The 26,868-nt window shown below is 56.7% G+C and carries 23 protein-coding genes and 1 riboswitch; of the genes, 9 read left to right on the forward strand and 14 right to left on the reverse strand.

Going from position 1 to position 26,868, the window contains the following annotated elements; translation table 11 throughout:
- Positions 1-92: 92 nt before the first annotated feature.
- On the reverse strand, positions 93-1,034 hold the full coding sequence (locus DARO_RS08595; protein ID WP_011287419.1) for a diguanylate cyclase domain-containing protein: 942 nt from the start codon (positions 1,032-1,034) through the stop codon (positions 93-95).
- Between the two features lie 157 nt (positions 1,035-1,191).
- Positions 1,192-1,482, reverse strand: a complete 291-nt coding sequence (locus DARO_RS23030; RefSeq protein ID WP_083761502.1) for an ATP-binding protein — start codon at positions 1,480-1,482, stop codon at positions 1,192-1,194.
- Between the two features lie 660 nt (positions 1,483-2,142).
- Between DARO_RS23030 and DARO_RS21670 the strand changes: the two genes are divergently transcribed.
- The 3 genes from DARO_RS21670 to DARO_RS08610 all read left to right on the forward strand — a co-directional run bounded on the left by DARO_RS21670 (position 2,143) and on the right by DARO_RS08610 (position 5,970).
- On the forward strand, positions 2,143-4,101 hold the full coding sequence (locus tag DARO_RS21670) for an ATP-binding protein (RefSeq protein ID WP_011287420.1): 1,959 nt from the start codon (positions 2,143-2,145) through the stop codon (positions 4,099-4,101).
- A 369-nt stretch (positions 4,102-4,470) separates the two neighbouring features.
- Entirely contained in the window at positions 4,471-4,842 is a 372-nt protein-coding gene (locus DARO_RS08605; protein ID WP_011287421.1) for a hypothetical protein, read from the forward strand.
- A 426-nt stretch (positions 4,843-5,268) separates the two neighbouring features.
- A complete protein-coding gene (locus DARO_RS08610) occupies positions 5,269-5,970 on the forward strand; it encodes a Crp/Fnr family transcriptional regulator (protein WP_011287422.1) in 702 nt (233 codons plus the stop codon).
- 20 nt (positions 5,971-5,990) lie between these two features.
- Here the strand turns inward: DARO_RS08610 and DARO_RS08615 are convergent, their stop codons facing one another.
- From DARO_RS08615 to DARO_RS08640, 6 genes are all read right to left on the reverse strand, one after another.
- Positions 5,991-6,392, reverse strand: coding sequence for a hemerythrin family protein (locus DARO_RS08615; RefSeq protein WP_011287423.1), 402 nt, complete (start codon positions 6,390-6,392; stop codon positions 5,991-5,993).
- Positions 6,393-6,884: 492 nt separating this feature from the next.
- Positions 6,885-7,589, reverse strand: coding sequence for an ABC transporter ATP-binding protein (locus DARO_RS08620; protein ID WP_011287424.1), 705 nt, complete (start codon positions 7,587-7,589; stop codon positions 6,885-6,887).
- A 1-nt stretch (position 7,590) separates the two neighbouring features.
- Complete coding sequence (locus DARO_RS08625) at positions 7,591-8,784, reverse strand: ABC transporter permease (RefSeq protein WP_011287425.1); 1,194 nt, start codon at positions 8,782-8,784, stop codon at positions 7,591-7,593.
- A complete protein-coding gene (locus tag DARO_RS08630; protein WP_497463050.1) occupies positions 8,781-9,917 on the reverse strand; it encodes an efflux RND transporter periplasmic adaptor subunit in 1,137 nt (378 codons plus the stop codon). Before DARO_RS08630 ends, DARO_RS08625 begins: the two co-directional genes overlap by 4 nt.
- Before the next feature lie 50 nt (positions 9,918-9,967).
- On the reverse strand, positions 9,968-10,573 hold the full coding sequence (locus tag DARO_RS08635; RefSeq protein WP_011287427.1) for a TetR/AcrR family transcriptional regulator: 606 nt from the start codon (positions 10,571-10,573) through the stop codon (positions 9,968-9,970).
- A gap of 293 nt (positions 10,574-10,866) precedes the next feature.
- Complete coding sequence (locus DARO_RS08640; protein ID WP_011287428.1) at positions 10,867-12,126, reverse strand: site-specific integrase; 1,260 nt, start codon at positions 12,124-12,126, stop codon at positions 10,867-10,869.
- Between the two features lie 478 nt (positions 12,127-12,604).
- Here DARO_RS08640 and DARO_RS08645 point away from each other — a divergent pair, with 478 nt between their 5' ends.
- The 5 genes from DARO_RS08645 to DARO_RS08665 all read left to right on the forward strand — a co-directional run bounded on the left by DARO_RS08645 (position 12,605) and on the right by DARO_RS08665 (position 19,416).
- Positions 12,605-15,583 carry an EAL domain-containing protein gene (locus tag DARO_RS08645; RefSeq protein WP_041224868.1) on the forward strand — a complete coding sequence of 993 codons (2,979 nt, stop codon included), beginning with the start codon at positions 12,605-12,607 and terminating at the stop codon, positions 15,581-15,583.
- Between the two features lie 226 nt (positions 15,584-15,809).
- A complete protein-coding gene (locus tag DARO_RS08650) occupies positions 15,810-17,117 on the forward strand; it encodes an MFS transporter (protein ID WP_011287430.1) in 1,308 nt (435 codons plus the stop codon).
- Positions 17,107-17,544, forward strand: a complete 438-nt coding sequence (locus DARO_RS08655; RefSeq protein ID WP_011287431.1) for a heme-binding protein — start codon at positions 17,107-17,109, stop codon at positions 17,542-17,544. The genes DARO_RS08650 and DARO_RS08655 overlap by 11 nt, the downstream gene beginning before the upstream one ends.
- Positions 17,545-17,598: 54 nt before the next feature.
- Entirely contained in the window at positions 17,599-18,786 is a 1,188-nt protein-coding gene (locus DARO_RS08660) for an acetylornithine transaminase (RefSeq protein WP_011287432.1), read from the forward strand.
- 237 nt (positions 18,787-19,023) lie between these two features.
- Positions 19,024-19,416: a response regulator gene (locus DARO_RS08665; RefSeq protein ID WP_011287433.1), complete on the forward strand. Its 393-nt coding sequence runs from the start codon at positions 19,024-19,026 to the stop codon at positions 19,414-19,416.
- Between the two features lie 60 nt (positions 19,417-19,476).
- Here the strand turns inward: DARO_RS08665 and DARO_RS08670 are convergent, their stop codons facing one another.
- Positions 19,477-20,283, reverse strand: coding sequence for an inositol monophosphatase family protein (locus DARO_RS08670; RefSeq protein ID WP_011287434.1), 807 nt, complete (start codon positions 20,281-20,283; stop codon positions 19,477-19,479).
- 66 nt (positions 20,284-20,349) lie between these two features.
- Between DARO_RS08670 and DARO_RS08675 the strand changes: the two genes are divergently transcribed.
- Positions 20,350-21,114: an RNA methyltransferase gene (locus DARO_RS08675; protein WP_011287435.1), complete on the forward strand. Its 765-nt coding sequence runs from the start codon at positions 20,350-20,352 to the stop codon at positions 21,112-21,114.
- 6 nt (positions 21,115-21,120) lie between these two features.
- On the opposite strand, the gene DARO_RS08680 is transcribed toward DARO_RS08675, so the two are convergent.
- The 5 genes from DARO_RS08680 to DARO_RS08700 all read right to left on the reverse strand — a co-directional run bounded on the left by DARO_RS08680 (position 21,121) and on the right by DARO_RS08700 (position 26,856).
- A complete protein-coding gene (locus DARO_RS08680; protein WP_157037169.1) occupies positions 21,121-22,005 on the reverse strand; it encodes an HDOD domain-containing protein in 885 nt (294 codons plus the stop codon).
- Between the two features lie 107 nt (positions 22,006-22,112).
- A complete protein-coding gene (locus DARO_RS08685; protein ID WP_011287437.1) occupies positions 22,113-24,266 on the reverse strand; it encodes a TonB-dependent receptor domain-containing protein in 2,154 nt (717 codons plus the stop codon).
- Positions 24,267-24,399: 133 nt separating this feature from the next.
- Positions 24,400-24,670, reverse strand: a riboswitch (cobalamin riboswitch).
- Positions 24,671-24,743: 73 nt separating this feature from the next.
- Positions 24,744-25,724: a precorrin-3B C(17)-methyltransferase gene (gene cobJ / locus DARO_RS08690; RefSeq protein WP_011287438.1), complete on the reverse strand. Its 981-nt coding sequence runs from the start codon at positions 25,722-25,724 to the stop codon at positions 24,744-24,746.
- Positions 25,721-26,116, reverse strand: a complete 396-nt coding sequence (locus tag DARO_RS08695; protein WP_011287439.1) for a cobalamin biosynthesis protein — start codon at positions 26,114-26,116, stop codon at positions 25,721-25,723. Before DARO_RS08695 ends, cobJ begins: the two co-directional genes overlap by 4 nt.
- Positions 26,113-26,856: a cobalamin biosynthesis central domain-containing protein gene (locus tag DARO_RS08700; RefSeq protein WP_011287440.1), complete on the reverse strand. Its 744-nt coding sequence runs from the start codon at positions 26,854-26,856 to the stop codon at positions 26,113-26,115. Before DARO_RS08700 ends, DARO_RS08695 begins: the two co-directional genes overlap by 4 nt.
- Positions 26,857-26,868 lie beyond the last annotated feature (12 nt).

Raw genomic sequence — 26,868 nt, forward strand, 5'->3', positions numbered from 1 at the left:
TTCAAACGTTATGCCGCAAAAAACTGAGCACCTCAGCCTTGCTCTCGTTGTCATCGACTACCAGAATGCGGGGGGCCATGCGAACTCTATGCTCAGTCCGAGACAACCGCCCGGTTGCGCCCATCATGCTTGGCCCGATACAGGCGGGCATCAGCCAGACGGAAGAGATTGACCAACTTATCGGCCGCGACTGCACAGCGCACGCCGCCGGCAGAGATGCTAACCCGGCCGCCGGCATCGTTTTTCTCATGCGGCAGGTCGAGTTTGCGCACCGCTTCGATTAGTGCGACAGCAAGGTGCTTGAAAGCTGCTTCACTGGCCGCGGGAACGACGACGGCGAACTCCTCGCCGCCATAACGTGCGACGAACGCGTTCTGGGTCAATCCCTCCACTTCCGTGGCACTGACCGTGTAGGCGAGTGCGCCGGCAACTGCCCTCAGGCAGTCGTCACCGGCCTGATGTCCGTAGTGGTCGTTGTAGCGTTTGAAATGGTCCACGTCAATCATGAACAGCGCAAAACTGCCGGTCCGACGCAAGGCCTCGTCCCAGGCCAGATCGGTCCGTAGATCCATGTGGCGCCGATTGGCCAGGCCGGTCAAGCCATCCTGGCTGGCCAGCTCCTCCAGTTTCCGGTTGGCGAAGGAAAGCCGTTGTCGCAGGGCTGCAATACGGGCCATGGCTTTCATCTTGGCTTCGAGTACCGGTTCGGGAACGGATTTGGACATGAAATCGTCACCGCCGGCTTCGATGGCGGTGATGAGGTTTTCGGCAGTGTCGGAGGCGGTCAGGAAAATGATCGGCGTCCATGCCCATGGCTGCAGGGCCTCAAGGGCGCGAATCCGGTTGGTTGCCTCGAAACCGTTCATGACCGGCATTTCGATATCCATGAATACCAGATCGGGCTGGCCGGATTCAAATTTCTCGACACCGACGGCTCCGTTTTCAGCGATCTCGACTTCGTGACCCAGCGAATTTAGCCGAGCTGCCATGACAGCCGCCACAGCACGCGAATCCTCCACGATTAGTATTTTCATTGTTCATTTCCGTTCGAACTGCAAGTCGTAGGCAGCAGGTGATCGCTTCGGTGACCTGAGCCGACGTAATATTTCTTCATTCCTACTGGCCGCTACCTCCTACTAAGCGGCCATCCTCATTGATACATTGGCTGTGAGTGGTCGTCAGCCACTTCAGCTAGGTCTCGAATGATTTGTCAGGATCAGCTGACTTGAAAATGTGATCGTTTATTCCCGCCTCAATACACGCCAGCCGATCCTCATCGAATGCATTTGCGGTCATTACCAATATTGGTAACTTTTGATTGCCAGGCAAACTCTCGACGCCAATGTCTCCGCCCATCAGCGATGCAAGTCGCTTGCTGATCGCCATCCCCAACCCCGTAGCAGCATATTTTCGGGGCGTTGAGCCATCGGCCTGCTCAAAAGCACTGAAGAGTCGTATCCGATCCTCGACGGAAAGGCCGATGCCCGAGCTGGCTTAATCGGGAAGCTATCAGATGACAGGGGGGCTTGATGCAAAGGCATGCGTTGGATTGTAACAATACAACTAGCGGAAATATTTGTGATCGCGGAGACTGGCCAACCCCATGCTGCATGTGCATTGACAGATCAAGAAAAGAATTCCGACTTCATCCAGCGGTAGGTTTTGGGGCTCTTAGCCGACATTTGCTCAAGACTAATTTGACTTAGTCGAATGATTCTTCTTCGCCGGTTGGGTGATTCGACCTGTCCGCCGGAAGAGGTCGCTCACCGAAACTGTGTATCTGGCGATGGCTGCTTTAGAGCACGAGCCTGACTGCGTACTCCCGGCCAATAGTGGCCTTCCGTGGCCACCAAAAAATCAGTCAGGCATGAACGGCATAGCAGCCGATGATTCCGGGGACCCCAGCCGCAGAGTGCTTAGGCACCTCAATACTTACCCGGCCCCAGCTTAGCGCCGCTTGACCCCAGTAGAGACGCTCTCCACTTTGAAATTTGCCGTATGACAAATGCCGCTAGCTAGAGATGAACGATTTTGATTTATTTCAATGACAAATTAGAGACTGGCGACATAAATGATAAAATTGCCAATCGATTCGATGCCTCTTAATACTTACGATGGCACCAGAACTTGGAGTTTGTCTTGATGCCGGAAAATGCTGTCGAGCGGAAGACTGATTGGGTGCCAACTTTCCGGGAAATCCTCCCAGTTTTTTTGCGAAATTTTCTCCACGTTGTTTTGCTTCTACTGCTGGCAACAGGAGTCATTGGCCATCTTGAAATTGACCGTGAGAAAGTAGGACTCCAGAAACTTGAATCCCTTCATGTCGGGCTAGCGAGTGGGGTTCTGGATAGTCAGATGGTGCGCCCCCTCCGACATTTGAGGAGCATTGCCCTAGATGAATTGGCCGTGCAACAGGCGCTAAATCAGGAGGGAAAGAGGGATAGCCTAGAAACGCTGCAAGAGCATTTCTGGTCCATTCTGGCCCGCAACCCTGAATACGCTCAGATTCGATGGATTGACACCGATGGCAAGGAGCGATTACGTCTTAACCAAGCTGATGGCTCCAATATTTGGGTCACACCGGAAGAGCACCTCCAGGATAAAAGCTCTCGCTACTACGTCCAAGCAGCTCTCAAGCTAGCGAAGGGTGAGGTTTATATCACCCCTCTTGACCTGAATATTGAAGGGGGGCGGCTCGTCGTGCCCTACGAGCCAATGATTCGCCTGGCCACTCCAATATTTCGGAAGGATGGCAAGCTACTTGGGATGTTCGTGTTGAATGTGAACGCTCAATCAATGTTGAGCCAGTTTGTCCAGAGTGCAGCTGGGGGAAACGTTGTTTTGCTTAATCAAGAAGGTTATTGGTTGAAAAGCCCGCACCCCGAGGAGGAGTGGGGGTTTATGCTTGGCAATAATGAGACGTTTGGCCAAAAATTTCCGCATGAATGGCAACTCATCTCATCCTCCGACGAGGGAGAGACTGAAACGTCAAATGGCGTCTGGACCTGGAAAACCGTGCGTGTTGTCGGTGAAGTTAAGGGAAACATTAACCCCGTGACGTGGAAAACGGTGTCCAACATCTCATCAGAAACCCTGACGGAGTTGCGTCTAAAAGTATGGCTGTTGATGGGAAGTGTAACGGCCATCCTATTGGCAGTATTTGCTTGGGCCAAATGGAATATGGCTAAGCAAAGCCTGCTCCGACAGGTGGCCAATAGGCAAATTCAGACCCAAAACGAACAGCTCGCCAAAGAAGTCGATGAGCATGTCGCTACCCGACAAAAATTAGTCGAGACGCTCGACGACTTGGAACAACATAAAAACAATCTTGAGAAGCTGGTGGACGTTCGAACACGGGAACTACTTAAGGCCAAGGAGGCCGCCGAAGTGGCCAACGTGGCCAAGATGCAGTTTCTAGCCAACATGTCCCATGAACTACGCACCCCCCTGCATCAAATTGCGTCCCTGGCTGGGTTATTGAAACGCACCTTACCTAATGATGCACACTCGAAATACTTGGCCATGCAAGAAAAGGCAGTGGCAAGAATGACCAGTGTTGTCGATTTAATTCTTAATCTGTCTGCGATAGAGGCAGGCAAACTATCGGTCACCGAGATTCCTGTTGATATAGCAACATTGCTCCAGGAAGTATCTGAAGAGTTTCAGGAAGAAATCACCGCCAAGGGGCTAGACATGGAGGTGATACCGCTCGCCTCTCCTCTACACTGCGTTGGTGCCCCCCAACACATAAAGTTGGCACTTGAGTGCTATGTAGAAAACGCTGTCCGTTTCACGGCATCAGGAGGCATTAAGATAAATGTCGAATTGATTGAAGCCGAAAAGACAAGCGCATTGATTCGATTTGTTGTTGAGGACACGGGCATTGGTATTGCACCAGAAGTCCTGCCCAAGGTATTCAACAGCTTTGAGCAGGCGGACAATTCCTCAACCAGAAAATATGGAGGGACGGGGATTGGTTTAGCCGTCGCCAAGAAATTGGCTGAACTGATGGGCGGAGAGGCAGGATGCACGAGTTCCCTTGGGGCCGGAAGCAAGTTTTGGTTCACCGTGCGACTGAAGGTGCTCGCAGGTTCCTGCTAGTTGGTAGCGGCACCGCTGACCTGTCACCAACTCTCATGGCTGGCACTAGCCATATCACCGCCTTAGGCCGACCGACTTACGAAGGGCAGCACCGGGTCGGGAGCCGACCGTCGTATTTGAAGGCTCATGACATCAGGCAGCTATAGGGCACAACCGGCCAGTCGAGCTAGCCATTTAATTTCATTACTGAAGGCTTCGTCGGACACAACTCAATGTCTACTATTCAGTGGGCAATTTGACTACCTCACCGCCTCGAACCGGCCATTAGCAGAGTATTGATATATTTTCCGCTCGATATATTTCGTTGTTTTGAAAACGTAGCTAGGTAAGTAAGATGGCTGAGAACGAGATTGGGGATAGCGTACCGTTATGGGATACGAAATTAAGTGGGTGCCGCCAGATGGTGTCATCAAGCGGCACTTTGGTCAGGTGACTGGCAGCGAACTCATTGCTGCCGTTGCCAAGACTGAAGGGGATGCAAGGTTTGACACCCTTCGGTATGTGATTAACGATTTTTTAGACTGCACCGGATTGACCGCTTCATCTACCGATGTTGAGGAAATTGCAGCCATCGACAAATCTGCTGCATCCATTAACCCTTACATACGCATCGCAATAGTAGCGACTCTGCCCGAAGTGGTGGCAATAGCAAACGCTTACATGAATGACCCATTCAATATTTATACAACCCGGCTCTTTAGTGCCATGGACGAAGCCAAGTCATGGCTGAGTTGCTCTTAGCCTAGTCCAAGCTTTGACTGATTTAGCTCGTGAGCACCTAGGCCGAGTGGCCGTTTTCAGGAGTCGGAATATGACTGGACGCTATCGGGAAACCGCTACGGCAGCATTACTTTGGGTGCCGACCGTCGTTTCTGGAAGCATTAGGCAACTAGCGGCCTGGTGCAGCCGATACGAACAACTCGACCATTTGCCGGGACAGCTGCGGCAAAAGATACTGGACCGTACCCCTGGTCAACGATTGGGTACGCCGGCAACTCTGCCTCTGCTCCCGCGACTGGGATGAACAGTCATTGCCAGTGCAGTGCCTCTCTGCCCACCTGGCTGGTCGCTTGGATGGCAAAGCGTTTCGAGCAATGCGAATACCACTTTCAAATTTGACATGAATCAAACTATGATGGGCGCATTGTCATTTGCCTTGGGACAAATATGCGCGACCACAAGTCAATCAGCCTTGAAAGCCACCTGGCTAACTTGCCCCTGTTTACTGGCATGGCTGCCAGCGACATCGAACGCATCGCTAGCAGCTCCAAGCTTATTCACGCGCAAAAAGGCGAGGTACTCTTTCATGCTGGGGATGCTTGCACAGGCTTCCATCTTCTCGTTTTTGGTCAGGTCAAACTAGCATTCACGTCGTCTCAGGGCACCGAGAAGATTGTGGAAATCGTCCAGCAGGGGCAAAGCTTTGGCGAAGCTATCATGTTTTTGGACCGGACCTACATTGTCTTTGCTCAAGCGCTAAAGGATTCGATGTTGATTCATGTCCCCAAGACAGCCATCCTGAACGAGCTGGAGCACGACTACGGATTTACAAGGAAGATGTTGGCCGGGCTGGCAAAACGTACTCACGACTTGATGACGGATGTCGAAGCGTATTCGTTGCAGTCAGCTAAACAGAGAATTATTAGATATTTGATGACTGAGGTGCCTCAGGCAGCAATAGACTCAAACGAACTGGAGTTTGAGCTGACTACGGGCAAAGGGGTCATTGCTTCTCGCCTCAACATCACCCAAGAACACTTTTCCAGGGTTTTACACGACCTGTCTGACAGTGGGCTGCTCGAGGTACATGGCAAGCATATTCGGATTCCAAGTGTTTCCAACCTACTCAAAAGCCAAGACAGCCCCTAGTAGAACTCTGAGTGTCAGGACTATTTTTTCAGATAGGCTTTATCGGCAAGGTCCATCTCGATAATGTGTTTAGTCAGATAATCGTTGGCTACGTGATAGAGCTTGGCTCTATCCAGCAGGCCTGCAGTACCGTCGAAAAGTAGATTCACCACCATCTCTCGGTATACATTGTGTTCGGCGATGTGTGCCTCGACGTTTGGGCAACCGTTTTTGATGAGGAGGACTTCTTCATCCTTAAAATCCTCATCAGTAAGCTTGGCCAGATCGTTGAGGATGTTGTGAAACTCTCGCAGCGCCTCAGGTGAGGTGGCGGACGCACAATCGGCCGCACGGGCGCAGAGAGAGACTAGCCGCTTATGCTGCCCATCAATGAGGTAATTACCTACGCTGAGGTCGTCTGACCACGTGGGAGAATGAGTCATATGATTTTTTTTCTTGAGTATTTTGGCTCAATTGTATCGCCTTGCACTCCGTCAGTTCGGGTCGGGAGTTTGGGGCTCGTCTTTAGCTACCTTACTGCTTGCGAGGCGAAGTTTCACAGCAAGTAGTTCAGCAAAGAACTGTTCCTCTGACATAGCCGCTAATCGGACCTCGGGAAGCCGGCGCTCGACACTCCGGCGACGTTCTTTCCAACCGTTAGGAGGACCATTTTCCAATTCGCGCCGCTCGGATTCTCGCTGCCTTTTTTCCTTTGTCATGATGGCCTCAACAACAGGGAATCAGGTTTGAATTATCTGCCTTTGCGAGGTGACTGCAATAGCCTGCTGCGTAGTATTTAGCGCTGGTAGCGACTTGGTTATCATGCCTGTCGCCACCCAAAACTAGAACGATAGGTCACTGGCATTAGCATCTGCAGGACAGCCACACAGCCGAACGACACCGATGGGTGAAAGACTGAGGAATCAGAATTCGGACTAGTCGGCCCCGAGTCCTTTCTCTTCATAGGTTCTGCCATCACGAATGTTGTAGATGCGCTTGAAGGTGGGGATGATTTTCTCGTCGTGAGTAACCACGATGATGGCAGTTCGAAACTGCTGGGCCATGTCGTTAAGAATGCGCACTACGCTGAGTGCGCGTTCGCTATCCAATGGCGCCGTCGGTTCATCCGCGAGAATCACAGGCGGTTGATTCGCCAAGGCCCGTGCAATAGCCACGCGTTGCTGCTCACCGCCTGATAGTTGTGAAGGTTGCGCCTTGGCACGGTGGCCAACATCGAGTGCTTCCAGCAATTCATTCGCCCGCTTGCGGGCCTCGCCATTCGGCTTGCCGGCCAGCATAGGCAACAAGGCCACGTTGTCGGTGACATCCAAAAAAGGAATCAGATACGGAGCCTGAAAAACAAAACCAATCCGGTCGCGGCGCAAGGCTCTCAAGTCAGGGATTTTCCAGCCGTCCTCAAAAATCACTTCGTCACCCAAGGTCATCCGGCCAGCCGTCGGCTCGATAACAGCACCTAGGCATTTCAGCAGGGTGCTTTTGCCCGAACCTGACGGGCCAATCAGGCCGACTACCTCGCCCGGTGCAACGGTCATATTGACGTCCTTAAGGGCATCGACCGCAGTATCGCCTTCGCCATAGCGTTTCCGCAGGCCTTCGATGTGAATCCCAAAAGCTTTCACATTAGCCTCCTATGGCCGTTGCCGGGTCGACACGCAAAGCCACTCGGATAGCCAGCGTGCTGGCCAGGGCGCAAATGAGCATCACCACGAGGAATCCCTGTGCCGCATCGCCGGGTTCGAGCAGGACGAATTTCGGGAAAAATGGAGCCCAGATTGTTGCGGCGGTTTTGCCCACCATAAAACCAATGAGGCCGAGGCCCATGGCCTGTTGCAAAATCATGCCGGCAATCGTCTGATTGCGTGTGCCTATGAGCTTCAGCACCGCGATTTCCCGTATCTTGCCGAGGGTCATGGTGTAGATGATGAATGCAACGATGGCGGCGCTGACGACGGCCAGGATGACCAGGAACATGCCAATCTGTTTGGCCGATGTTGCAATAAGTTTGGAAACCAGAATCTCTTCCATTTGGGTGCGCGTAAAGGCCTGCAGATGCTTCCAGCGTCGAATCTCACTTGCCACATGTTCCGACTCGGTGCCTGGGGCAATCTGAACCAGTACCGCATTGACGTTGTGATTGGCGTTCTGTGAAGCCAGGATGGCATCGAGCAATCCCGGTACGCCGGGTCGGTTCAGGGTGGGATTGCTCGTGGTGCGGGCCCGCTCGTTGAGAATGGCGTCGTTGTCCTTGAGAAACTGTGCTTCCTGAGCATCCTTGAGCGGGATGAAGACCATCGGGTCGCCGCCTGACGAGACCATCCGCCGGGTCAGGCCAACCACGCGATAGTCGTGGCGGCGGATACGTATCGTGTCGCCCAATTGAAAGCCGGTCTTCACATCGGCTACTGCTTCGTAATGGCTGCGAGTAATCTGCCGGCCGGCGACCAGATAACCGGGCTCGCCCGGCTGCCCGGGTTCGAAGCCGACTACCATGGCCCGAACATCGGTGTTGCCAAGGCGGACCTGCATCGTCAAATAGGTGACATTGGCCGCACGGAAAATCCCTGGCAACGCCAGCAAGGCCCGATAAACATCATCGCGCAGACTCGACGACTCGGCGTACGGCCCCTGGGTGTCCTGTTGCACCACCCAAATGTCGGCTCCGCTGTTGTTGAGCAGCGCCTTGGCATCATCGACCATACCGCGATAAACGCCAGCCATGGTCAGAGTTACACCAATCAACAAACCCAGGCCGATACCGGTCAGGACGAATTTTGACCAGGAGTGCAGGATGTCCCGCCCGGCTAGGCTAATCACTTCGGTTTCCCCACGAGTTGGTTGACGACCTTGATGCGGGCGCCCTCGTTGAGGTCGCGCTCGCTATGAATGACCACCTCGTCGCCTGCAACCAAGCCGTCGAGAATCTGTACGTTGCCATCAAGGCTGTTGCTGCCCAGCTTCACCGGGGTCAGGCTTGGCTTGCCGTCCTTGAGCTTCCAGACACCGCTGCCTTGGGGCATCTGTTTGATGGCGGCATTCGGAAGCAGCAACCCGGATTTAGCTTCACCGGTCTTCACCGTCACTTCGGTCATCTCGCCAACGCTCAGTCCTTCTGGGATGCGCTCGAATGCGATTTGAGCGATGCGCTCCTCCGTGACGCTGTCACTCACCGGCTCGATGCGCGCCACCTTTCCAGGGAGGGGCGTAGAGACATTGCTGCGCAACACAATATCTGCGGCTTGTCCTACGGCCAGGCCGCGCGAGCGCCCCTGGTCGAGGCGGGCCTTGACCCAGAGACTGTCAGGCTCAACAAGGCGGAGGACCGCCTGGCCGGCAATGACCGTCGAACCTGGTTCCGCGTCGCGGCTAATCACTAGGCCATCCCGCGGGGCCAGCAGACGAAGGTTGCCACGTTGTTGGCGGATGCCATCCTGGTCAGCTTTCAGCCGAAGTTGCTCTTGGCGGGCGCCCAGTAGGTTGGCCTCACTGGCCTCAAGTGCTGCCTGAGCCGAATCAAGTTCCTGCTGCTTGCCTTCCACTGCGCTGGGGCTGACGAAATTCTTTCCACCCAGGTCGCGATAGCGTTTGGCATTTAGCTCGGCGAGTTGCCGTCTGGCTATCGCATCTTTTCGTTGTGCTTCGGCGGCGATGACGGCACTGGCAGCCCGGGCATAAGCGGCTTCTGTCGAACGAAGGCGCTCATCCAGGTCCACAGGGTCGATTTCCGCCAGCAACTGCCTGGCCTTGACCGTTTCGCCCACATCCGCATGCACAGATTTGACGCGCCCCGCAGCCGTTGGGCCAATGAAATAACTACGGCGGGCTTCGACCGTGCCAATACCAAATATCGCTGATGACAGCGACCCCGACTCCACACGGAGTGTGGTGACCTGGATGGGAGATAACGGACCTGAGCGGGCGACAATCACGCCAAATCCAACGACAAGCATTGCGGCAAAAAGCCCGAGTCCAAGCTTTCGGCTAATGACCTGGCTGGGTTTCATGATTTGGCTCTCAGGCCGGCAAGGTAGAGGTGTAGAACGCCAAGTACCGGCTCTTCGGTATCAGGTGAGACGCCAACGAGCATGGACTGCATCACCAAACCCTGGATGGCGCCGAGAAATAGCGCAGCGGCAGCCCGGACATCCACATCGTCTCTTATCAGCTGGGCATCCCTGGCTTTACCTAAGGTTTCAGTCAACATCTGCCGATAGCGCTGCATGATTTGTTGCACGCGCTGCCGCACGGGCGAACTATCCGGTTGCTGGAGTTCGGCAAAGACCAGGCGTGGAACGCCAGGGAATTCACGTATGAATTTCACGTGCGCCAGGAACATTGCTTCCAGGCCGTTCAAGACATCGGGGGCAGACAACTGTGCATCCCCGAGTTTGGCCATCAGTTGCGCTTCTATCCACTCGATAACCGCAAGCCGTATCGCTTCCTTGGTCGGGAAGTGGCGGAACAGTGCTCCCTGAGTCACGTTCATCGCCTTGGCGATGTCTGTCGTCGTGACGTCGGCCGGGTTTCGTTCGGCAGCCAAGGCCACCAAGGTGGCGATGATTTCTGCCTGACGGGACTCGGTTGATTGGCGAGGATTGAGAGACATGGTTGTCTTGTATGTAATAAGTTACTTACAAGTATAGCCACCAAATTAGTTTTGTCTAATGCTCTGTGCACCAATCGCAACGCTTTGTTCAAAGCCTGATTTACCCATGAAGCCATGGAGCAAACCCATGAACACATTCATGATGACCATCATCAGCCCATAGGCGCGTCATGAATAAGCCTAAGCAGGTGGGTAGTGCTCAGTAAGGCTCACCCTAAGCTGTCACCCTGCGCCTATGTTTGATATAACCGCTTCCAATTAAAACCCACGAATTTCTACTATCGTTTTGAGCGTCAAGGAAGCGACGTGATTGTCCAGAGTCCTTTCTCAGCAGAAGGTTTCTTCTTGCACTGCTGCCCCCAGTCGGACATGAGGGCAATTCGCTTGGCGAATTGAGTCCCACGTTGATAGGCGCGTTCAACTGCATCAGGCAACTGATGGGCCAGTGCATGTTCAGCAACCTCTCGCGGATAGTTGGTTGTCTCAGCCGCCCACATGCGAAAAGTGGCGCGAAATCCATGGACGGTGATTACCTCGCCATCAGGCGATGTCCATTTTTGGGTTTCGTCTCCGTTCATGCGTCGGATGACCGCCGTCAGCGACATATCGGAAAGAGGCTGTTCCTTCGTACCTGGAAACAGTAATTCTCCATCCTCCGGCAGGCGCTTGAGCAGTTCAAGCGCTTGCGCCGAGAGCGGAACTTCATGCTCCCGTTTGGCCTTCATGCGTTCTGCTGGAATCGTCCAGATTTTGTTCTTTCGGTCGAATTCCGACCATTTTGCTCCCCGAACCTCCCCCGATCGGCAAGCGGTCAAGATCACCAATTCAAGCGCTCGTGCAGCCGTTCCTTCCCGCGATTTGAGGTCGGACATGAATGTAGCAACTTGTTGCCAGGGCAGGGATGCATGATGCTTCGTTCGGCTTGTTTTGGAGATTGTCGCCAGCAGGTTTTCAAGATGGCCTTTCCAGCGGGCCGGATTCTCACCGGATCGGTAACCACTGGTTGTGGCCCAATCCAAGACCGATTCAATTCGTCCACGAACACGAGTTGCAGTCTCAGTTTTGGTTTGCCAGATAGCAGAGAGACATTTCACGACCAATGGCGTATCCACTTCGGCGACGGGGAGCTTGCCGAAGATCGGGCTGGCGTAGGTGTTCAGCGTATTCGTCCACTGATCCGCGTGCTTTGCATTTTTCCAGCTAGCCTTGTGGGCATTGATATAGGCTTCTGCGCATTGATCGAAGGAAATCGTACGCGCCCTGGTCAATTGCTCTGCAATGGCCCGTTCTTTCTTGGCGGTGAGTGGGTTAATACCTTCGGTCAGTAGCTTCCGGGCATCGAGTGCTTTTTGTCGCGCTTCAGCTAAACTCACCGTGTGTGTGGGACCTAATCCCATGCCGTAGGACTTGCCATCCTTCATGAAGCGGAAGAGCCAGCTTTTAGAGCTTCGGCTGGTAATCTGCAGAGTGAGTCCGCCACCGTCACCATACAAACCTGGCTTGGTTAGCTTGGTGACTTGAAGCGCGGTGAGCTTTCCGATCTGGCGTGCCATGTAAAGTTGACTAGCAAATTGACTATCAAATAAGACGTGGATTGGGTTGAATTTAATTGTACGTTATTGGACAATATTTTTATCTAATGCATTGTTATTTAAATGGTTATTGGAAATCATTGGATGTTGTTGGACAACAAAATAGCGGACGCCTCCTCCGCCAGAATTCGATGCAAAACGGCCCTTTCCGGGCCGTTTTGCATTTCTGCCCATCGTTTTCCCCGTTGTCGGCAAGCGGCGTGAGCCAATTATCGTCCCTGATATTAAACCTAGGATTCAAATGATTCTCTCGCCGGAGATTTCATTGAATAACGCCCAATAGCCCCGGATTTTGCTGCGGATTGGCAATCTTTGGTTGGAAACTACGGTGTAAAACAATGCAATCGTGATTTTTTTGCACCCAGTACCCCATGTTCAGCGTGCTAGACTGCAATAAAAAATGCTTCTGGATTAGTCGGGGGGAGGGATGGCGGGGAAGTTGTCTTTGCGTTTTGGCGTGTTGCTGGTGACGGCACTATGTATTTCCCTGTTCGGATGGGTCGGTGTAGACCTTCATCAATCACGTGAGCGTGAATTACAGGCTGCCGAGCATCTCGGCCAGACGCTGGGCAAATTGCTGGAGAGCCATCTGCAGGGGGCGGCGAGCAAGATTGATCATCATCTTTCCGATTTTGTGCAGCGTTTCCAGCAGGATGTCGTGGATCGTGCCTCGCGCGAGCGCCTTGATGCCGAGTTACGGCGCTATCAGGCCAATTTCCCTGAAGTGCATAGTTTTCGCGTAGCCGATGCAGAAGGGCACTATGTCTACGATGCCAGTGGAACGCTGGCTGATGTCAATATTGGTGACCGCCCGTACTTTATTCGTCTCCGTGATGATCCTGCGGCCGGATTGGTTATTTCTCCGCCGCTGGTTTCCCGTGTGACCAACGATATCGTGATCGTTTTTGCCCGCCGCTTGCAGGACAAGGCTGGCAATTTCGCCGGCATCGTATTGGGCACTTTGCGGGCCGATTACTTCGAACGTTACTACCATGGTTTGGATGTCGGCCAGCAGGGCGTCATTGCGCTGTGGAGCCGGGATATGGAATTGTTTGCCCGTTGGCCGGAACTGCCCGACTGGCAAGGTCGAGCGCTGCTTGATAATCCAATTTCGGCACGCTTGATGGCGGGGGAAGTGTCTGGCAGTTTTCGGCGCGCAGGAGGCCTGGATGGCGTGCAGCGGGTATTCGCTTACCGCGCGATAGAAGGCTTCCCATTTGTGGTTATCGTAGGCCTGGCCGAAGCTGAGGTGCTGGCCGAATGGCGGCGCCGGGCGGTGGTCTATGCTTTTCTCGGCATCGTGCTGGCGGTTGCTTTGATTGCGCTGATGCGCTCCTGGGGAATGGGGTATCGCCAGGCAGAGGCGCTGGCAGAAAAACTGGCCAAGGATTTTGCCGATAAAACCCGTGAAGGCAGGGCCTTGCTCGATTCGATTCCCGACCCAGCCTGGCTGCTCGATAACGAAGGGCATTATCTGGCGGTCAATGAGGCTTTCTGTCACTACAAAGGCCTGCCAATGGAGCAGGTTCTTGGCCATACCGTCGATGAGCTGTTCCCGGCAGAGGAGGCCAAAGTACTGCGTGACGGTCAACTGGAGGTTTATCGCAAAGGTGGGCCGGTACGCGAGGTTGTCTGGCTGCATCTGCGCGGCAAGCTGTCGCCGTTCGAGTTTTTGCGCGTGCCGGTATACCGTGATGATGGTCAGCCAAGAGGCCTGGCTGGGGTGGCCTGGGACATGACTGAGCGCTATGAGGCCGAGGAGCGCCAGCGCCTGATCACCCACTTCTTCGATCATGCCAACGATGCTGTCTTGATCCTTGATGCGGAGCGCCAGGTGGTTACGCTGAACAAGGCGGTGACGACGATCAGTGGTTACAGTCTGGACGATCTCAAGGGCCGGCCGCCGCGCTTCATGCTTGAAGGCTATCAGGACAAGGTTTCGCTGGATGAGCTTTCATTGGCGCTTAACGAGCAGGGCGTCTGGCGTGGCGAGATGAAGGCTGTGCGCAAGGATGGAAGTTTGCTGCCTATCTATTGCAATATCAGTTCGATTCGCAACGATGCGGGCAAGGTCGTCAACTGGGCTGTATTTGTCACCGATCTTAGCGAGCGCAAGGCTGCGGAGGCACGCATCGAGTCGCTGACCCACGTCGATCAGTTGACCGAACTGCCGAATCGTCAGGGATTTTCCCGGATCATGGGGGAGTGGCTGGCAGCGGCAAGGAAAGGTGCGCTGATTCTGATCGACCTTGATCAGTTGAGCCGGGTCAATGATGCTTTCGGGCATGCCGCTGGCGATGCCATGCTGCGCCGCATCAGCGTGCGCTTGCGAAAAATACTTCGCGATGGTGATTTTCTTGGTCGTCTGGGGGGGGATCAGTTTGGCGTTCTGCTCGCCCAGGGGATACGTCCCGTTGTGGCCGAGGTGGTTGCCCGCAAATTGCTGGATGCGATTGCTCAGCCAGTGATGATCGAAGGAAGCGATATCGTGACTACGGCGTCGGCCGGCATTTGTCTGCTGGGCAGTGATGGCCATGATGTCGCAAGCCTGTTGCGTAATGCCGATAATGCACTGCATCACGCCAAGGACTCGGGGCAAAACGCCTTCCGTTTCTTCTCGGCCGACATGAACGTCCGTATGGCGGAACGTCTGCGCCTGGAGAGCGATCTGCGCTGGGCGCTGTCACGGAATGAGCTGCTGCTGCATTATCAGCCGCAGGTCGATATCAATAGCGGAGAAATCATCGGTTTCGAATCCTTGCTCCGCTGGCAGCATCCGGAACTGGGCATGGTGTCGCCGGTGAATTTCATTCCCTTGGCGGAAGAAAGCCGGCTGATCCTGCCAATCGGTACCTGGGTGCTGGAAGAGGCGTGCCGGCAAAACAAGGCATGGCAGGATGCCGGGATGGCGCCCAAGGTTGTGGCGGTCAACCTGTCTGCGGTCCAGTTTCATGGTGCCGATATCGTCGCCTTGGTGTCGCAGTCGCTTCAGAACTCTGGGCTGGAGGCACGTTATCTTGAACTGGAAATTACTGAGAGCGTCATTATCGAGGACCCGGAGCGGGTGATTCGCATCATGGACGAACTGAAGATGCTGGGGGTTGGGCTGTCGATCGATGATTTCGGAACGGGCTATTCCAGCCTCTCCTACCTGAAGCGCTTCCCGATCGACAAGATCAAGATCGACCGTTCATTTGTCCGCGATCTGGAGCACAACACCAATGATGCAGCGATCATCCGCATGGTGATTGGTATCGCGGAGGAATTAGAGCGCAAGGTGATTGCCGAGGGCGTTGAAACCGTCGAGCAACTCGAGTTCCTGCGTAGTCATCACTGTGACGAATATCAGGGGTTCTATTGCAGTCCGGGGGTGCCGGCCGGAGAAATCCCCGATCTGGTGGCCAGTCGTCAGGTCTGATTCAACAGCCAGCGCTATTTGCCGTAAAAATAACCTAGCCAGCCTTCAGGCGTGAACCATGCGGTCTGTGCTCATCGCATAGCACCGGGGGGGCACCCTTGTTCGGATTTGCCATGCGGACCAGTGCCGCTGTCAGTTATCATCTCCATCGTAGCAGCCGACTGAAGGGCCTGGGGTGTCGTGATGAACACGGCAGCCTCGCTGCTCGGCTACCTGATGTTCCGGCATGCGTCCAGCTGACCTGCGCCGATTACCGATTATCCTGATGACTGCATCCTCCCCTCGTGCCAGCCATTTGCCGGCAGGCATGCGCGCCTTGGCGCATCGCAATTTCCGCTTGTATTTCGTTGGTCAGGCGGTTTCCATTCTCGGCTCATGGATCCAGCAGGTGACACTGTCCTGGCTGGTCTACCGACTGACCGGTTCGGCTGCCCTGCTCGGCATCACTGCCTTCTGTGGCCTGATCCCGCAGTTGGTGGTCGGGCCGCTGGCCGGGGCCTGGATCGACAAGCATGACAAGAAGAAATGGCTGGTTGGTGTGCAATCGCTGATGGCGGTGCAGGCCTTCGTGCTGGCCGGTCTTTGCTGGATGGATTGGATCGGCACCAGCTTTATTGTTTTGATGGCCTTGCTGCTCGGTGTCCTGAGCAGTTTCGACGCACCATTACGCCAATCGCTGATTGGCAGTTTTGTCGGCAGTCGCGACGATCTTCCCAACGCGCTGGCGCTCAATGCGATGCTCTTCAACGCAGGCCGCTTCATCGGCCCGCCGATTGCCGGCCTGCTGCTCGGCCTGACCTCGGAGGCTTTTTGTTTCGCGATCAATGCCTTCTCCTTCCTGGCCTTGATTACCGCAATCCTGCTGGTCAGCGGCCAGCAACCGATGCGTGCCAAGGGCTCGGTCGGGCAGGTGTTCAAGGAAGGGGTTTTGTACGCCTGGCAGACGTGGACAGTTCGAATGCTGATCATCACGCTGATCGCATTGAACCTGACGGCCTCCGCCTATGCAGTCCTGTTGCCGATCTTTGCGCGCGATGTCTTCGCCGGTGATGCGACGACCCTGGGCTGGCTGTGGGGGGCGGCCGGTTGCGGGGCCTTTGTATCCACCATTTTTCTGGCGACCCGCAAGTCAGCACCGGCTGTCATATCGGCGGTGGTTGCCGGTGTTGCGATCAGTGCCGCCGGCTTGCTGGTTTTTGCCACGACGACCTGGCTGCCTCTGGCGCTCTGCGGGATGGTTGGCCTCGGGTTTGGTATCTCGGTGTGCAATGTCGGCATCAACATGGTGCTGCAGAGCACCGCACCGGAACAGTTGCGCGGTCGCGTCGTTTCCTTTTTTACCTCAGCCCGCTTCGGTTTCGATGCGCTGGGCGGACTGCTCGCCGGCTTCGTTGCTGCGGGCTTAGGGGCGGGGCGCACGCTGTTGCTTGAAGGGGGCATCCTGCTCTTTTTTGTTGTTTTCCTGTTCACCCGGCGACGGCGCTTGCTGACGCAGATAGCCGTCGCGCATCAAGGAGCCAAAGATGGCCATTGAAATGATTGCATCCCTCGATCTTGCTGCGGCCAGTGAGATCGCCGAACTGGCGTTGGCCGAAGCCGCATTGGCCGGTGTCAATATCTGCGTGGCGGTGGTCGACCGTGCCGGTTACCCGCTGGTTTTCAAGCGCCAGACCGGCGCTCCGTACCACTCCATCGACATTGCCCTCGACAAGGCCTACACCGCCGTCAGCTTTGGCCTGGCGACCGGCAAGTGGGACAGGCGGTTGGCCGAAGGTGGCGAAATGTTGCGGCATGGCCTGATGCACCGCGAGCGCTTCGTCAGCTTTGGCGGTGGCCTGCCGATCAAGTACGACGGTGCGCGGGTCGGTGCCATTGGAATTTCCGGAGGTTCGGAGGCACAGGATGTTGCTTTTGGTGAAGCCGCACTGGCTGCCTGGTTACAAAATACAGCCGCAAAATAATTCGGCCACCATCCGGCCATATACTTTCGCCCTCAGCCAATTCCGGAGCCAGTCATGCAATACGGAGCGTTTTCCACCGATTCCCTGATGTACATCACCAACCGTCCCGACCTCGTCTTTGAACGGGGTGAGGGGTCGTGGTTGATCGATCATCAAGGTAAGCGCTACCTCGATTTCATCCAGGGCTGGGCGGTCAATTGTCTTGGCCATTGCCCGCCGGAAATCACAGAAGCACTGGTTGAGCAGGCAGGCCGTCTGATTAATCCGAGCCCGGCTTTCTACAACGGGCCAATGGTCGAACTGGCCGGGCTGCTGACGGCGAATTCCTGCTTTGATCGCGTTTTCTTTGCCAACACGGGCGCCGAAGCCAACGAGGGTGCGATCAAACTGGCTCGCAAGTGGGGAAGGCTGCATAAAGGCGGTGCCCACGAGATCATTACCTTCGAGCATTCCTTTCACGGTCGGACGCTGGCCACCATGTCGGCGTCCGGCAAGGCCGGCTGGGATACGCTGTATGCACCGCAGGTGTCGGGTTTTCCGAAGGCTGCTTACAACGACATTGCCGCGGTCGAGGCGCTGATCGGCCCGAAAACCGTGGCCGTGATGCTGGAGCCGGTGCAAGGCGAGGGCGGAGTGATCCCGGCTGGGATCGAGTTCCTGAAAGCGCTGCGCGAACTGACCCGCCAGCGCGGCATCCTGCTCATCGTCGATGAAGTGCAGACCGGTGTTGGTCGAACCGGCAAGCTGTTTGCCCATGAACATGCTGACATCGAGCCGGACATCATGACGCTGGGCAAAGGCATCGGCGGCGGCGTGCCGCTGGCGGCATTGCTCGCCCGCGAGGCCATCTGCTGTTTCGAGCCTGGTGACCAGGGGGGCACTTACAACGGTAATCCGCTGATGACGGCCGTTGGCGTTGCGATAATGAAGCGCATGCTGGCTCCTGGCTTCCTGGCTGAAATTGAAGCCCGCGGTCAATACCTCGCCAAATGCCTGCGCGAACTATCAGCGAAACACGGACTGAAAGGAGAGCGTGGTTCCGGCCTGTTGCGGGCACTGATTCTCGACGACGAACGTGCCCCGCAGATCGTTCAAAGGGCGTTGACCATGCAGCCAGTCGGCCTTTTACTGAACGCGCCGCGCCCGACCCTGCTGCGCTTCATGCCGGCCCTGAACGTCAGTGAGACCGAGATTGATCAGATGATCGCCATGCTCGATGAGCTATTAGCCAAGCAAGACTGAATGCCGAGCACGTCCAGGACGGGCGGGGCGCATGGCATCATTGGCGAGAAACTGGCCGGTAGGATGGTAATGGTCATTCCATTGGCCGTTAGCATTGGAATTTAAAGCGCTCGACCTTTCTTGAAGTGGGTGATTTCATTTGCTAATATGGTAAAAATTACATTTATGATTATGTGTATATTTTTATCAAATTGCTGCTGATTTCGACTCGAAAATTGAGAGGCACTGGAGCTTGCTATGCCCACTATCAATACCAGCGATCAATCCGGCCGTCGCGCACTGGTGGTCGATGACAATCCCTTGATGCGTGTTTTGTTGTCCAGCATGCTGATGCATCGCGGCTATCAGGTGAGTGAACAGAATTGTGCCGAGGCGGCGCTGACCAAGCTAAAGGAGGAGCAGTTCGATCTGGTCATGCTCGATATCATGATGTTCGAAATGTCGGGTATCGAATTGTGCCAAATCATCCGTGAAGAGCTGGGGCTAGTCGATTTGCCCGTAGTGGCCTATACGGCGCATGGCGATTTGGTCAATGTTGCGCACATGCGCATGGCTGGCTTTACGGACTTTCTCTTTAAACCGGTTGAGGCCAGGAAACTGGATAGTGTTTTGCAGGAAATAGCCGTCTGAATGATATTTCCCCTCATAAAAAAGCGCCAGAAGGCGCTTTTTTATGAGTCGAGCCCGCATTTAGCCGCGAACGCTATCCGGAAGCTTGTCCTGGATAATCTTGAGCAGTGGCCCGAAAACCTTCGGCGTGCCGGCAACAAGATTGCCAGTCTCAAGATAGCTGGCCTCACCGCGCAGGTCGCTGACCAGACCGCCGGCTTCGGAAATAAGCAATGCGCCGGCTGCCATGTCCCACGGCGACAGGCCGAATTCCCAGAAACCGTCGTAACGGCCGCAGGCGACATAGGCCAGATCGAGCGAGGCTGCACCGGGACGGCGCTGGCCGGCTGTTTTCTCGGCCAGTTCCTTGAAGATGGACAGGTAGAGATCGATTTTGTCGAACATCCGGTACGGGAAGCCGGTGCCAATCAGCGATTCACCGAGGCGGGTGCGACGGGAGACGCGGATGCGGCGTTCGTTGAGGAAGGCGCCGCCGCCCTTGCTGGCCGTGAACAGTTCGTTGCGATTCGGATCGAAGACGACGGCCTGTTCGACGACGCCGCCCTTGGCGAGTGCGATCGAAACGGCATACTGCGGCATGCCGTGAATGAAGTTGGTCGTGCCGTCGAGCGGATCAATGATCCACTGGTATTCGCCATCGCCCTTGCCGGCGGTCTCGCCGGACTCCTCTGCTAGAATGCCGTAATTCGGATAGGCCTCCTGCAGGGTTTGGATGATCGCAGCTTCGGCAGCCTTGTCGACCTCGGTCACGAAGTCGTTGGGCTGCTTGGCGGTAACCTTGAGCAAGTCGAGGTCGTTCGAAGCGCGATTGATGATATGGCCGGCGCGACGCGCTGCCTTGATGGCGATATTCAGAGCTGGATGCATGGGCTTAAAGAGCTAACGGGCGGCAAGTGCCACCCGATATATATTTGAAAGAACGAATTTTACACCATGAACCCCGAAGTCCTGCTGTCACGTATCAGAGTCGTCCTGTGCCGTCCGAGTCATCCAGGCAATATCGGTGCTGCAGCAAGGGCCATGAAGACCATGGGGCTGTCCAGTTTGTATCTGGTCACCCCGAAGCAGTTTCCCGACCCAGAGGCGGACACGCGGGCAACCGGGGCTGTTGATGTGCTGGCGCGGGCCACCGTCACCGGTTCATTGAAGGAAGCACTGGCCGGGACGGCCTTTGCCGTTGCACTGTCGGCGCGGCAGCGTGACATCGGCCCGGTTCTCGGGGCGCCGCGCGAGACGGTGGCCCGACTGATCACCGAGGCTGCCGCCGGGAGCGATGTCGCGCTGGTTTTCGGCAATGAAACCGTCGGCCTGACCAACGAAGAAATCCTGCATTGCCAGGCGGCGGTGACGATTCCCACCAACCCGGATTTCAGTTCGCTGAATCTCGGCTCGGCTGTCCAGGTGCTGTGCTACGAGTGCCGGATGGCCGCATTCCTGGAAAAGCCCCCCGTGGTCGAGCCGGGCGTGACGCCTTTCGCCTCTCCGGTGGCGACGCACGACGAGATAGAGGGGTTGTATGGGCACCTCGAAACGATCATGACCGATAGCGGTTTCTATAATCCCGAGCAGCCAGGGCGACTTTTCCCGAAACTGCGCCGCTTGTTCGGCCGGGTCAGGCTGGAAAAGGACGAGATCAATATCCTGCGTGGCATCCTGGCCTCAACCCAGGTAAAAACCGGCCACGGCCGCAAGAGCTAAGCGCAATCAGCTGAAGCTGTCGCGCATTTCTGCCGTCAAGGCCTCGATTTCAGGCCGCAGATGGCCGAATTCTTCTTCCAGCGCGGCGAGTTCGGACGGTATTTCCGGTTGATCCTGCATCAGCCATTCAAAATGCCCGCCACAGAGCATGTTGGCCACGTAGATGACCTCCGACAGGGTTTTGATGGCGGTTGGGATCGAGCGCATATGATCGTGGTCCGCCGTGGCTTCGACGATTTCCGCCGGCAGTCCCAGGGCGTTAAGTAAAGAAACGCCGATGCTTTCATGCCAATTGACGATCAGGTACTTGATGCTCTCCGGGCGATGGCGGAGTTCCTGGTACTGGGTTGCCCGATAGAGCATGTAGAACGCGCCCAGATCGTGAATCAGGCCGGCCAGCATGGCTTCGTCAGCGTTCAGGCGGGGCATCTGCCTGGCGATGACCCTGGCCGCGGCGGAGGTCTGGATGGAATGTTCCCAGAGGCCGCGGGTAATTTCTGAAAACTCGGCCATGCCTTTTGCCCGCATCAACTGGGTCATCACGATTGAGAGCGCAGCCGTTCGCACTGCATTGAGTCCCAGGCGGACGATGGCTGATTTCAGGTCGACCACCTCATTTCCCTGCGGATTGAAGGCGACCGAGTTGGCCAGCTGGAGCAGCTTGGCTGAAATCAGCGGCTCGACCGAAACGGCATGGGCAATGTTGGCGATACTCTGGTCGCGGTCATGCAAGGCTTTACGCAGGCGCAGTACGGCATCGAAATAAGTCGGAAACACCACTTCGCCAGAGAGTTCCTTGGCGATGTCGGCCAACATCTGAAAGCGCTGTGCCTTCAGGGCGTCACCTTTCTTGTCCGGATCGTTGGGGTCATGGGCGTCAGCAATCATCATGGCTGCATTATTCAACAAAACCCCGCCTTGTGGGCAGAGGCCGTTTGCTGTGTGCAGAGTTTTGATGGCGCAGAGGGGCGCTCGAACATGCAGATCGCCCCGGCCTCTTAAAAATTGACCCTGAGCCCAAGGCGTACCGTCCTCGGTTCAAGGGGATGGACCAGATGGCCATCGATTGCCGAGCCGCCGCCACAGCCAGCGGTTCCCAGTGTCGCCTCACTCCGCGTGCAAGCACCGCCCCAGTACTCGATGTCATTGGCTTTTTTGTCGAACAGGTTCAACACATCGAGACTCAGCTGCCATTGCTTGTTGAAGCGGTAGCCCGCCTTCAGGTTAGCCATCCAGAAGGCTTGGGACTTCTCGCTGCCGGTTTCTTCCAGACTGTAGGGGGCAAGGTAGCGCACACGAATACCCCCAAACCACCGGCCGCCACCATCTAGCGTCAAGCCAAGCGAGGCGGTTAGCGGAATGGCATTCGGCACATGGCGCCCGCCGTTGACTTCGGTTTTGAAGCGCGCTTTCGACAGGGCCAAGTCGGCATCGACGATCAATCCAGGGATCGGGGTGAAGTAGTTGGACCATTCCAGTCCGCTGCGTTGTGAAGCCCCCTTGGGTTCCGTCACGCCTTCGTCGCCAATAAAAACCAGTTCCGAGGCGAGTTCCATCTGCCAGATGGAGAGGCTGCTGCTCCAGCCGGGCAGGGGGACGACACGAATGCCCAGTTCGCTGCCCCTGGCCTTGACGATCAGCGGTAGCGTATCGATTGAGGCGCCGTTCTGCGGGTTGGTTCTCGTCGTTGCGCCACGTGCATCGTTGCTGTGGAAACCGTGCCCCCAGTTGGCATAAAACTCGGTCGGGCCGAGCAAAGCGAAGGGGCCGAAGACGGCACCCAGTTTGGGGCTGGCCTGGTGGGCCGACACATCGCCGCCGTTTTCCATGTTGTTGGCCCCGCCCAACGCAATGACCTCGGCCCGGATCTGGTCGTAGCGTGCACCGATACTGCTCCGCAGCCAGGGCAGCCATTGTGTTTTGATCTCCATGAACAGCCCGCTAGCCGTTTCGGTGATTCTGTCCTCGCGCACGGTATTGGTCCGCTGGCGATTTTCCGTGTTGTAGAGCCCAACGCTGGCGATACGGTCCTGGCGCAGCTGAATCCCCGCCATCAGTTCGCTGTCCTTGCACTGCGGGCCGAGGAACCAGCTATGGCGCAGCTCGCCGCCCCAGACGAGGCGCTCGTCGGCTTGTTCGTGCTGATCGCCGGCCAGACCGCTGATATAACCGGAGGGTGCCGAGAACAGATTGAGGCCGTAGTCGATGACGTATAAATTGGCTCGCGTGGCACCTTTTTCATCGGTTGTAGCCCATTCGCCGGACAGACTGTAACGGTGAGTCTGACCACCGTCGTTTTTGACCAACGTGCCGTAGCGGCCGATTTCACCGCTGCTGATGGCGCGCTCCGGCACGTGCTCGGAGGCCGTCCACTCGGCCTTGTAGAGCATGGCTGTGAGGGCAAAACCGTTGGCCGCTGTGCCGGATGAAAGGCGGAATACCGCATTCTGCTTGCTCAGGTTTTCCGGTTGCTCCCAGGGGCCATTGTTGCCGGCCAGCTCGACGCCGGCGAGCAGGCTGAAACCGTTGAGTTCGCTGCTGCCGGCCGCGAGTAGCCGACGGTAATTGTGCTGGCCCAGGCCAAGTTCCACAAAGGGGGCATTCAGCTTGCGCTGGTAATCGATGCGGGCGCTGCCGCTGGTGGCGAAGTCGCCATCCTCGGCACCATAGACGCCTTTTTTGTATTTGACCGTGCTGACCAGTTCGGGAATCAGGAAATTGAGGTCCATGTAGCCTTGGCCGTGGGCATGGCTGACCATGTTGACCGGCATCCCCATGACCAGTGTCGAGAAGTCGCTGCCATGGTCGAGGTTGAAGCCGCGCAGGAAATACTGGTTGGCCTTGCCATCACCGGAATGCTGGGTGACCACCATGCCCGGTACAACTTCCATGACCTCGGCCGGGCGGAGCAAGGGCCGGTTGGCCAGTTGCCTGGCCGTGACCGTTCCCTCGCTGGCCGCTTCGGCGATACCGATCAAGTCCTTGCTGCCGCTGCTGACGGTGACTTCCTGCAGCGTCGGCAGGCCGGCGGCAATGGCCGGCAAGGCATAAGCCGACAGCAGGGCCAGTGCCAGGGAAGAGAGTCGCCTGACTGGATGGACTGGGGTGCCTGGCTCACTCGCTGGCTGGAGACTGAATCCTGTTTTTGACATCTGAGTCGAACTCCCATGTTCTACCGTCAGCTTGCGGATGACGACAAGGCATGGCGCAGGGCCATGCTTCAACTGCCGCCATCAGCTTCCCCGCAGACGGTCTATTGCATATCGTCGCCACACCGTAGAGCGCAGCGACACCAAGCAACAGGCCGGTCTCCGGGCTGGCAAGTCTTGAAGTGTCGCCTTCCCGGCCCGACCGCGCACGTCCTATGGACGCCACGTGACGAACCAGTGGCTGGTGACCCCATGCCGGGGCACCTTGACACTTCCGCACTCGCTTACCGTTGCGGGGGCAGCCGGGGCATTGTGGTCACTCGTTTTATCGAGTCGCCACGCACCTCGTTCCCGTTTCACCTTTGGCCGTTGAATCAGCCAAAGACACCTGTTGCTGTTTGTCCGGCAAAACGACCGATCTCTGCTGCGCCGGACGGCAGCCATTAATTCAAAGCGGTGCGATTTCTGCACCGGCTGGCGTCATGCCTCGATCTCGTTCGCTTCGCCTTCCGCAGGGACTTCGCTAGCCAGCACGGCAGCGATGTAGTCCTCCGGCAGGCGGTGCTCGATGGCCAGTTCGGCGGCACTCTTGCCGCTCGCCTGAATGCTCGCCATCCAGCCGTTGAGGCCGGTGGACAGCGAGCGGCCAGCCTGTTCGCCGTCGTGGGTATTGCGTTCGCCAGCCTCGACGGCGTACTTGTTCGCATAGCCGCGCGGCGTCACCATCAGGCCATGTTTGATGAAGGTGTTGGAATTGCCGATCAGTACGGTCGACAGCATGCCGATGTCAGCCTCGCCCATCTTTTCCAGCGTCGTGAATTCGATGCGCTGCTTCGGCCGGTAGGCAGATTTGACGATGGCGACTGGGGTTTTCGGATCGCGGTGGCGCAGGAATAGGCGTTGCGCTTCGACGATCTGCTGGGTGCGGCGACCGCTTTTCGGGTTGTACAGCGCAACGACGAAATCGGCATAGGCCACCGCATCGAGCCGGCGGGCGATGGTCGGCCATGGTGTCAGCAGGTCGGACAGGGAAATGGCGCAGAAATCGTGGGTCAGCGGGGCGCCGACCAGCGCGGCGCAGGTGTTCAGCGCCGAAGCGCCGGGGATGATCTCGACTTCAATGTCCGAATCCGGCGTCCACCCGGCCTGGAACAGTACTTCGAAGGTCGGCCCGGCCATGCCGTAAACGCCGGCGTCGCCCGATGAAATCAGGGCCACCTTCTTGCCCTGGCGGGCCCGGTCGAGTGACTCGATGGCCCGGTCGAGTTCCTCGGTCATCGATTTCTTGATGACTTCCTTGCCGACCACGAGATCGGCCACCAAGCGGATATAGGTAACGTAGCCGATGATCGTGTCGGCTTCGGCGATGGCGGCGCGAGCACGAGCGGTCAGGTGGTCGTTGCTGCCCGGGCCGAGGCCGACCAACATGATTTTCCCGGTTTTCGTCTGAGTTTCATTCATTCTGGAATCCTTGCAATGGAGACAGTCGCGTTACGCCCATCCGGGCCGCGCAACTTGTGTTTTTCGATGATCAAATGGGTCTGGTCGGCACGGGCAGCGAGTAGGGCTGCCGCCTCCGAAACCGAAGGGGTGCCGGTATATTTGCGGACCGTTTCCGAGGGGGTGGGGACCTCGACCGCCGCCAGCGCTGCCGCCGGATGGAAATCAATCATCCATCCGTGTTGGGCGGCCACTTCAAGCAGCCCGACCTCATCGGCCTTCAGGTCAATCGACGCGACGCCCGCTACATCGGCTGGCGTGGCATTGGCCGCCGCCAGCGCTTCGCCAATCGCCTGCGCGATGGTGCTCGCTGGCGTGTTCCGGTCGCAACCGAGACCGAGGGTGATTTTCATACGGCTTGCGCCGGGCGATAGACCACCCGTTTGCCGGCCAGGCGGGCAGCCAGCGCATTTGGCATCTCACGATCGCTGATCCACAGCACGGCGGCAAAATGGCTGGGATCGATTTCCTCCAGCCGCTTGAACAAGGTCACGTTGCCCGGCAACGGCCCGCTGCGGCCATTGGCGTGTCCGGCCCACCAGTCGGTACTGCCGGTCTCCTGAACCAGCGCAACGGCTTCATCGTTCACCATGGCGGCGCTGCAGCGGACGATTTCGTCGTGCGTCGCCTCGAAAGTCCAGCCCAGCTCGCGACCGAGCAGATCGACGGCCAGCGTCTGGCGCGCATCGGAGGCGGTGGTCAGCACCGGGATGGCATCTAGCGCCGTCGCCAGATGGCCGGCCAGGGCATTGGCCCCGCCAAGGTGCCCCGACAGCATCGGGATGACGAACTTGCCGGCTTCGTCGATGACGACGACGGCCGGGTCGGTTTCCTTGTTTTTCAAATGCGGCGCGATCAGGCGGACGACGGCGCCCAGCGAGACGATGGCAACGATGCCGTCGAAGGCGGAAAACAGCGCCGGTACCTGATCGCCGACCTTGCCTTCGTAGCAGTTTGCCGCGCCGGGGGCCGAGATTTCAGCCTCGCGACGGAATTTCTCGGGGGTGAAGAGTTGGGCGCCGGGCAGGGCGGCAACGACCTTGCCGGCCAGCGCGATGCCATGTTTGGTGATTGAAACGACTGCGATTCTCATGAGGTGGCGTCC

The sequence above is a fragment of the Dechloromonas aromatica RCB genome, from assembly GCF_000012425.1.

Bases quoted from the DNA above. Each gene is read 5' to 3' on its own strand.
- DARO_RS08595 (WP_011287419.1), bottom strand. From the start codon at position 1,034: ATGAAAATACTAATCGTGGAGGATTCGCGTGCTGTGGCGGCTGTCATG.
- DARO_RS21670 (WP_011287420.1), top strand. From the start codon at position 2,143: ATGCCGGAAAATGCTGTCGAGCGGAAGACTGATTGGGTGCCAACTTTC.
- DARO_RS08605 (WP_011287421.1), top strand. From the start codon at position 4,471: ATGGGATACGAAATTAAGTGGGTGCCGCCAGATGGTGTCATCAAGCGG.
- DARO_RS08610 (WP_011287422.1), top strand. From the start codon at position 5,269: ATGCGCGACCACAAGTCAATCAGCCTTGAAAGCCACCTGGCTAACTTG.
- DARO_RS08615 (WP_011287423.1), bottom strand. From the start codon at position 6,392: ATGACTCATTCTCCCACGTGGTCAGACGACCTCAGCGTAGGTAATTAC.
- DARO_RS08630 (WP_497463050.1), bottom strand. From the start codon at position 9,917: ATGCTTGTCGTTGGATTTGGCGTGATTGTCGCCCGCTCAGGTCCGTTA.
- DARO_RS08635 (WP_011287427.1), bottom strand. From the start codon at position 10,573: ATGTCTCTCAATCCTCGCCAATCAACCGAGTCCCGTCAGGCAGAAATC.
- DARO_RS08640 (WP_011287428.1), bottom strand. From the start codon at position 12,126: ATGGCACGCCAGATCGGAAAGCTCACCGCGCTTCAAGTCACCAAGCTA.
- DARO_RS08650 (WP_011287430.1), top strand. From the start codon at position 15,810: ATGCGTCCAGCTGACCTGCGCCGATTACCGATTATCCTGATGACTGCA.
- DARO_RS08655 (WP_011287431.1), top strand. From the start codon at position 17,107: ATGGCCATTGAAATGATTGCATCCCTCGATCTTGCTGCGGCCAGTGAG.
- DARO_RS08660 (WP_011287432.1), top strand. From the start codon at position 17,599: ATGCAATACGGAGCGTTTTCCACCGATTCCCTGATGTACATCACCAAC.
- DARO_RS08665 (WP_011287433.1), top strand. From the start codon at position 19,024: ATGCCCACTATCAATACCAGCGATCAATCCGGCCGTCGCGCACTGGTG.
- DARO_RS08670 (WP_011287434.1), bottom strand. From the start codon at position 20,283: ATGCATCCAGCTCTGAATATCGCCATCAAGGCAGCGCGTCGCGCCGGC.
- DARO_RS08675 (WP_011287435.1), top strand. From the start codon at position 20,350: ATGAACCCCGAAGTCCTGCTGTCACGTATCAGAGTCGTCCTGTGCCGT.
- DARO_RS08680 (WP_157037169.1), bottom strand. From the start codon at position 22,005: ATGATGATTGCTGACGCCCATGACCCCAACGATCCGGACAAGAAAGGT.
- DARO_RS08685 (WP_011287437.1), bottom strand. From the start codon at position 24,266: ATGTCAAAAACAGGATTCAGTCTCCAGCCAGCGAGTGAGCCAGGCACC.
- cobJ (WP_011287438.1), bottom strand. From the start codon at position 25,724: ATGAATGAAACTCAGACGAAAACCGGGAAAATCATGTTGGTCGGCCTC.
- DARO_RS08695 (WP_011287439.1), bottom strand. From the start codon at position 26,116: ATGAAAATCACCCTCGGTCTCGGTTGCGACCGGAACACGCCAGCGAGC.
- DARO_RS08700 (WP_011287440.1), bottom strand. From the start codon at position 26,856: ATGAGAATCGCAGTCGTTTCAATCACCAAACATGGCATCGCGCTGGCC.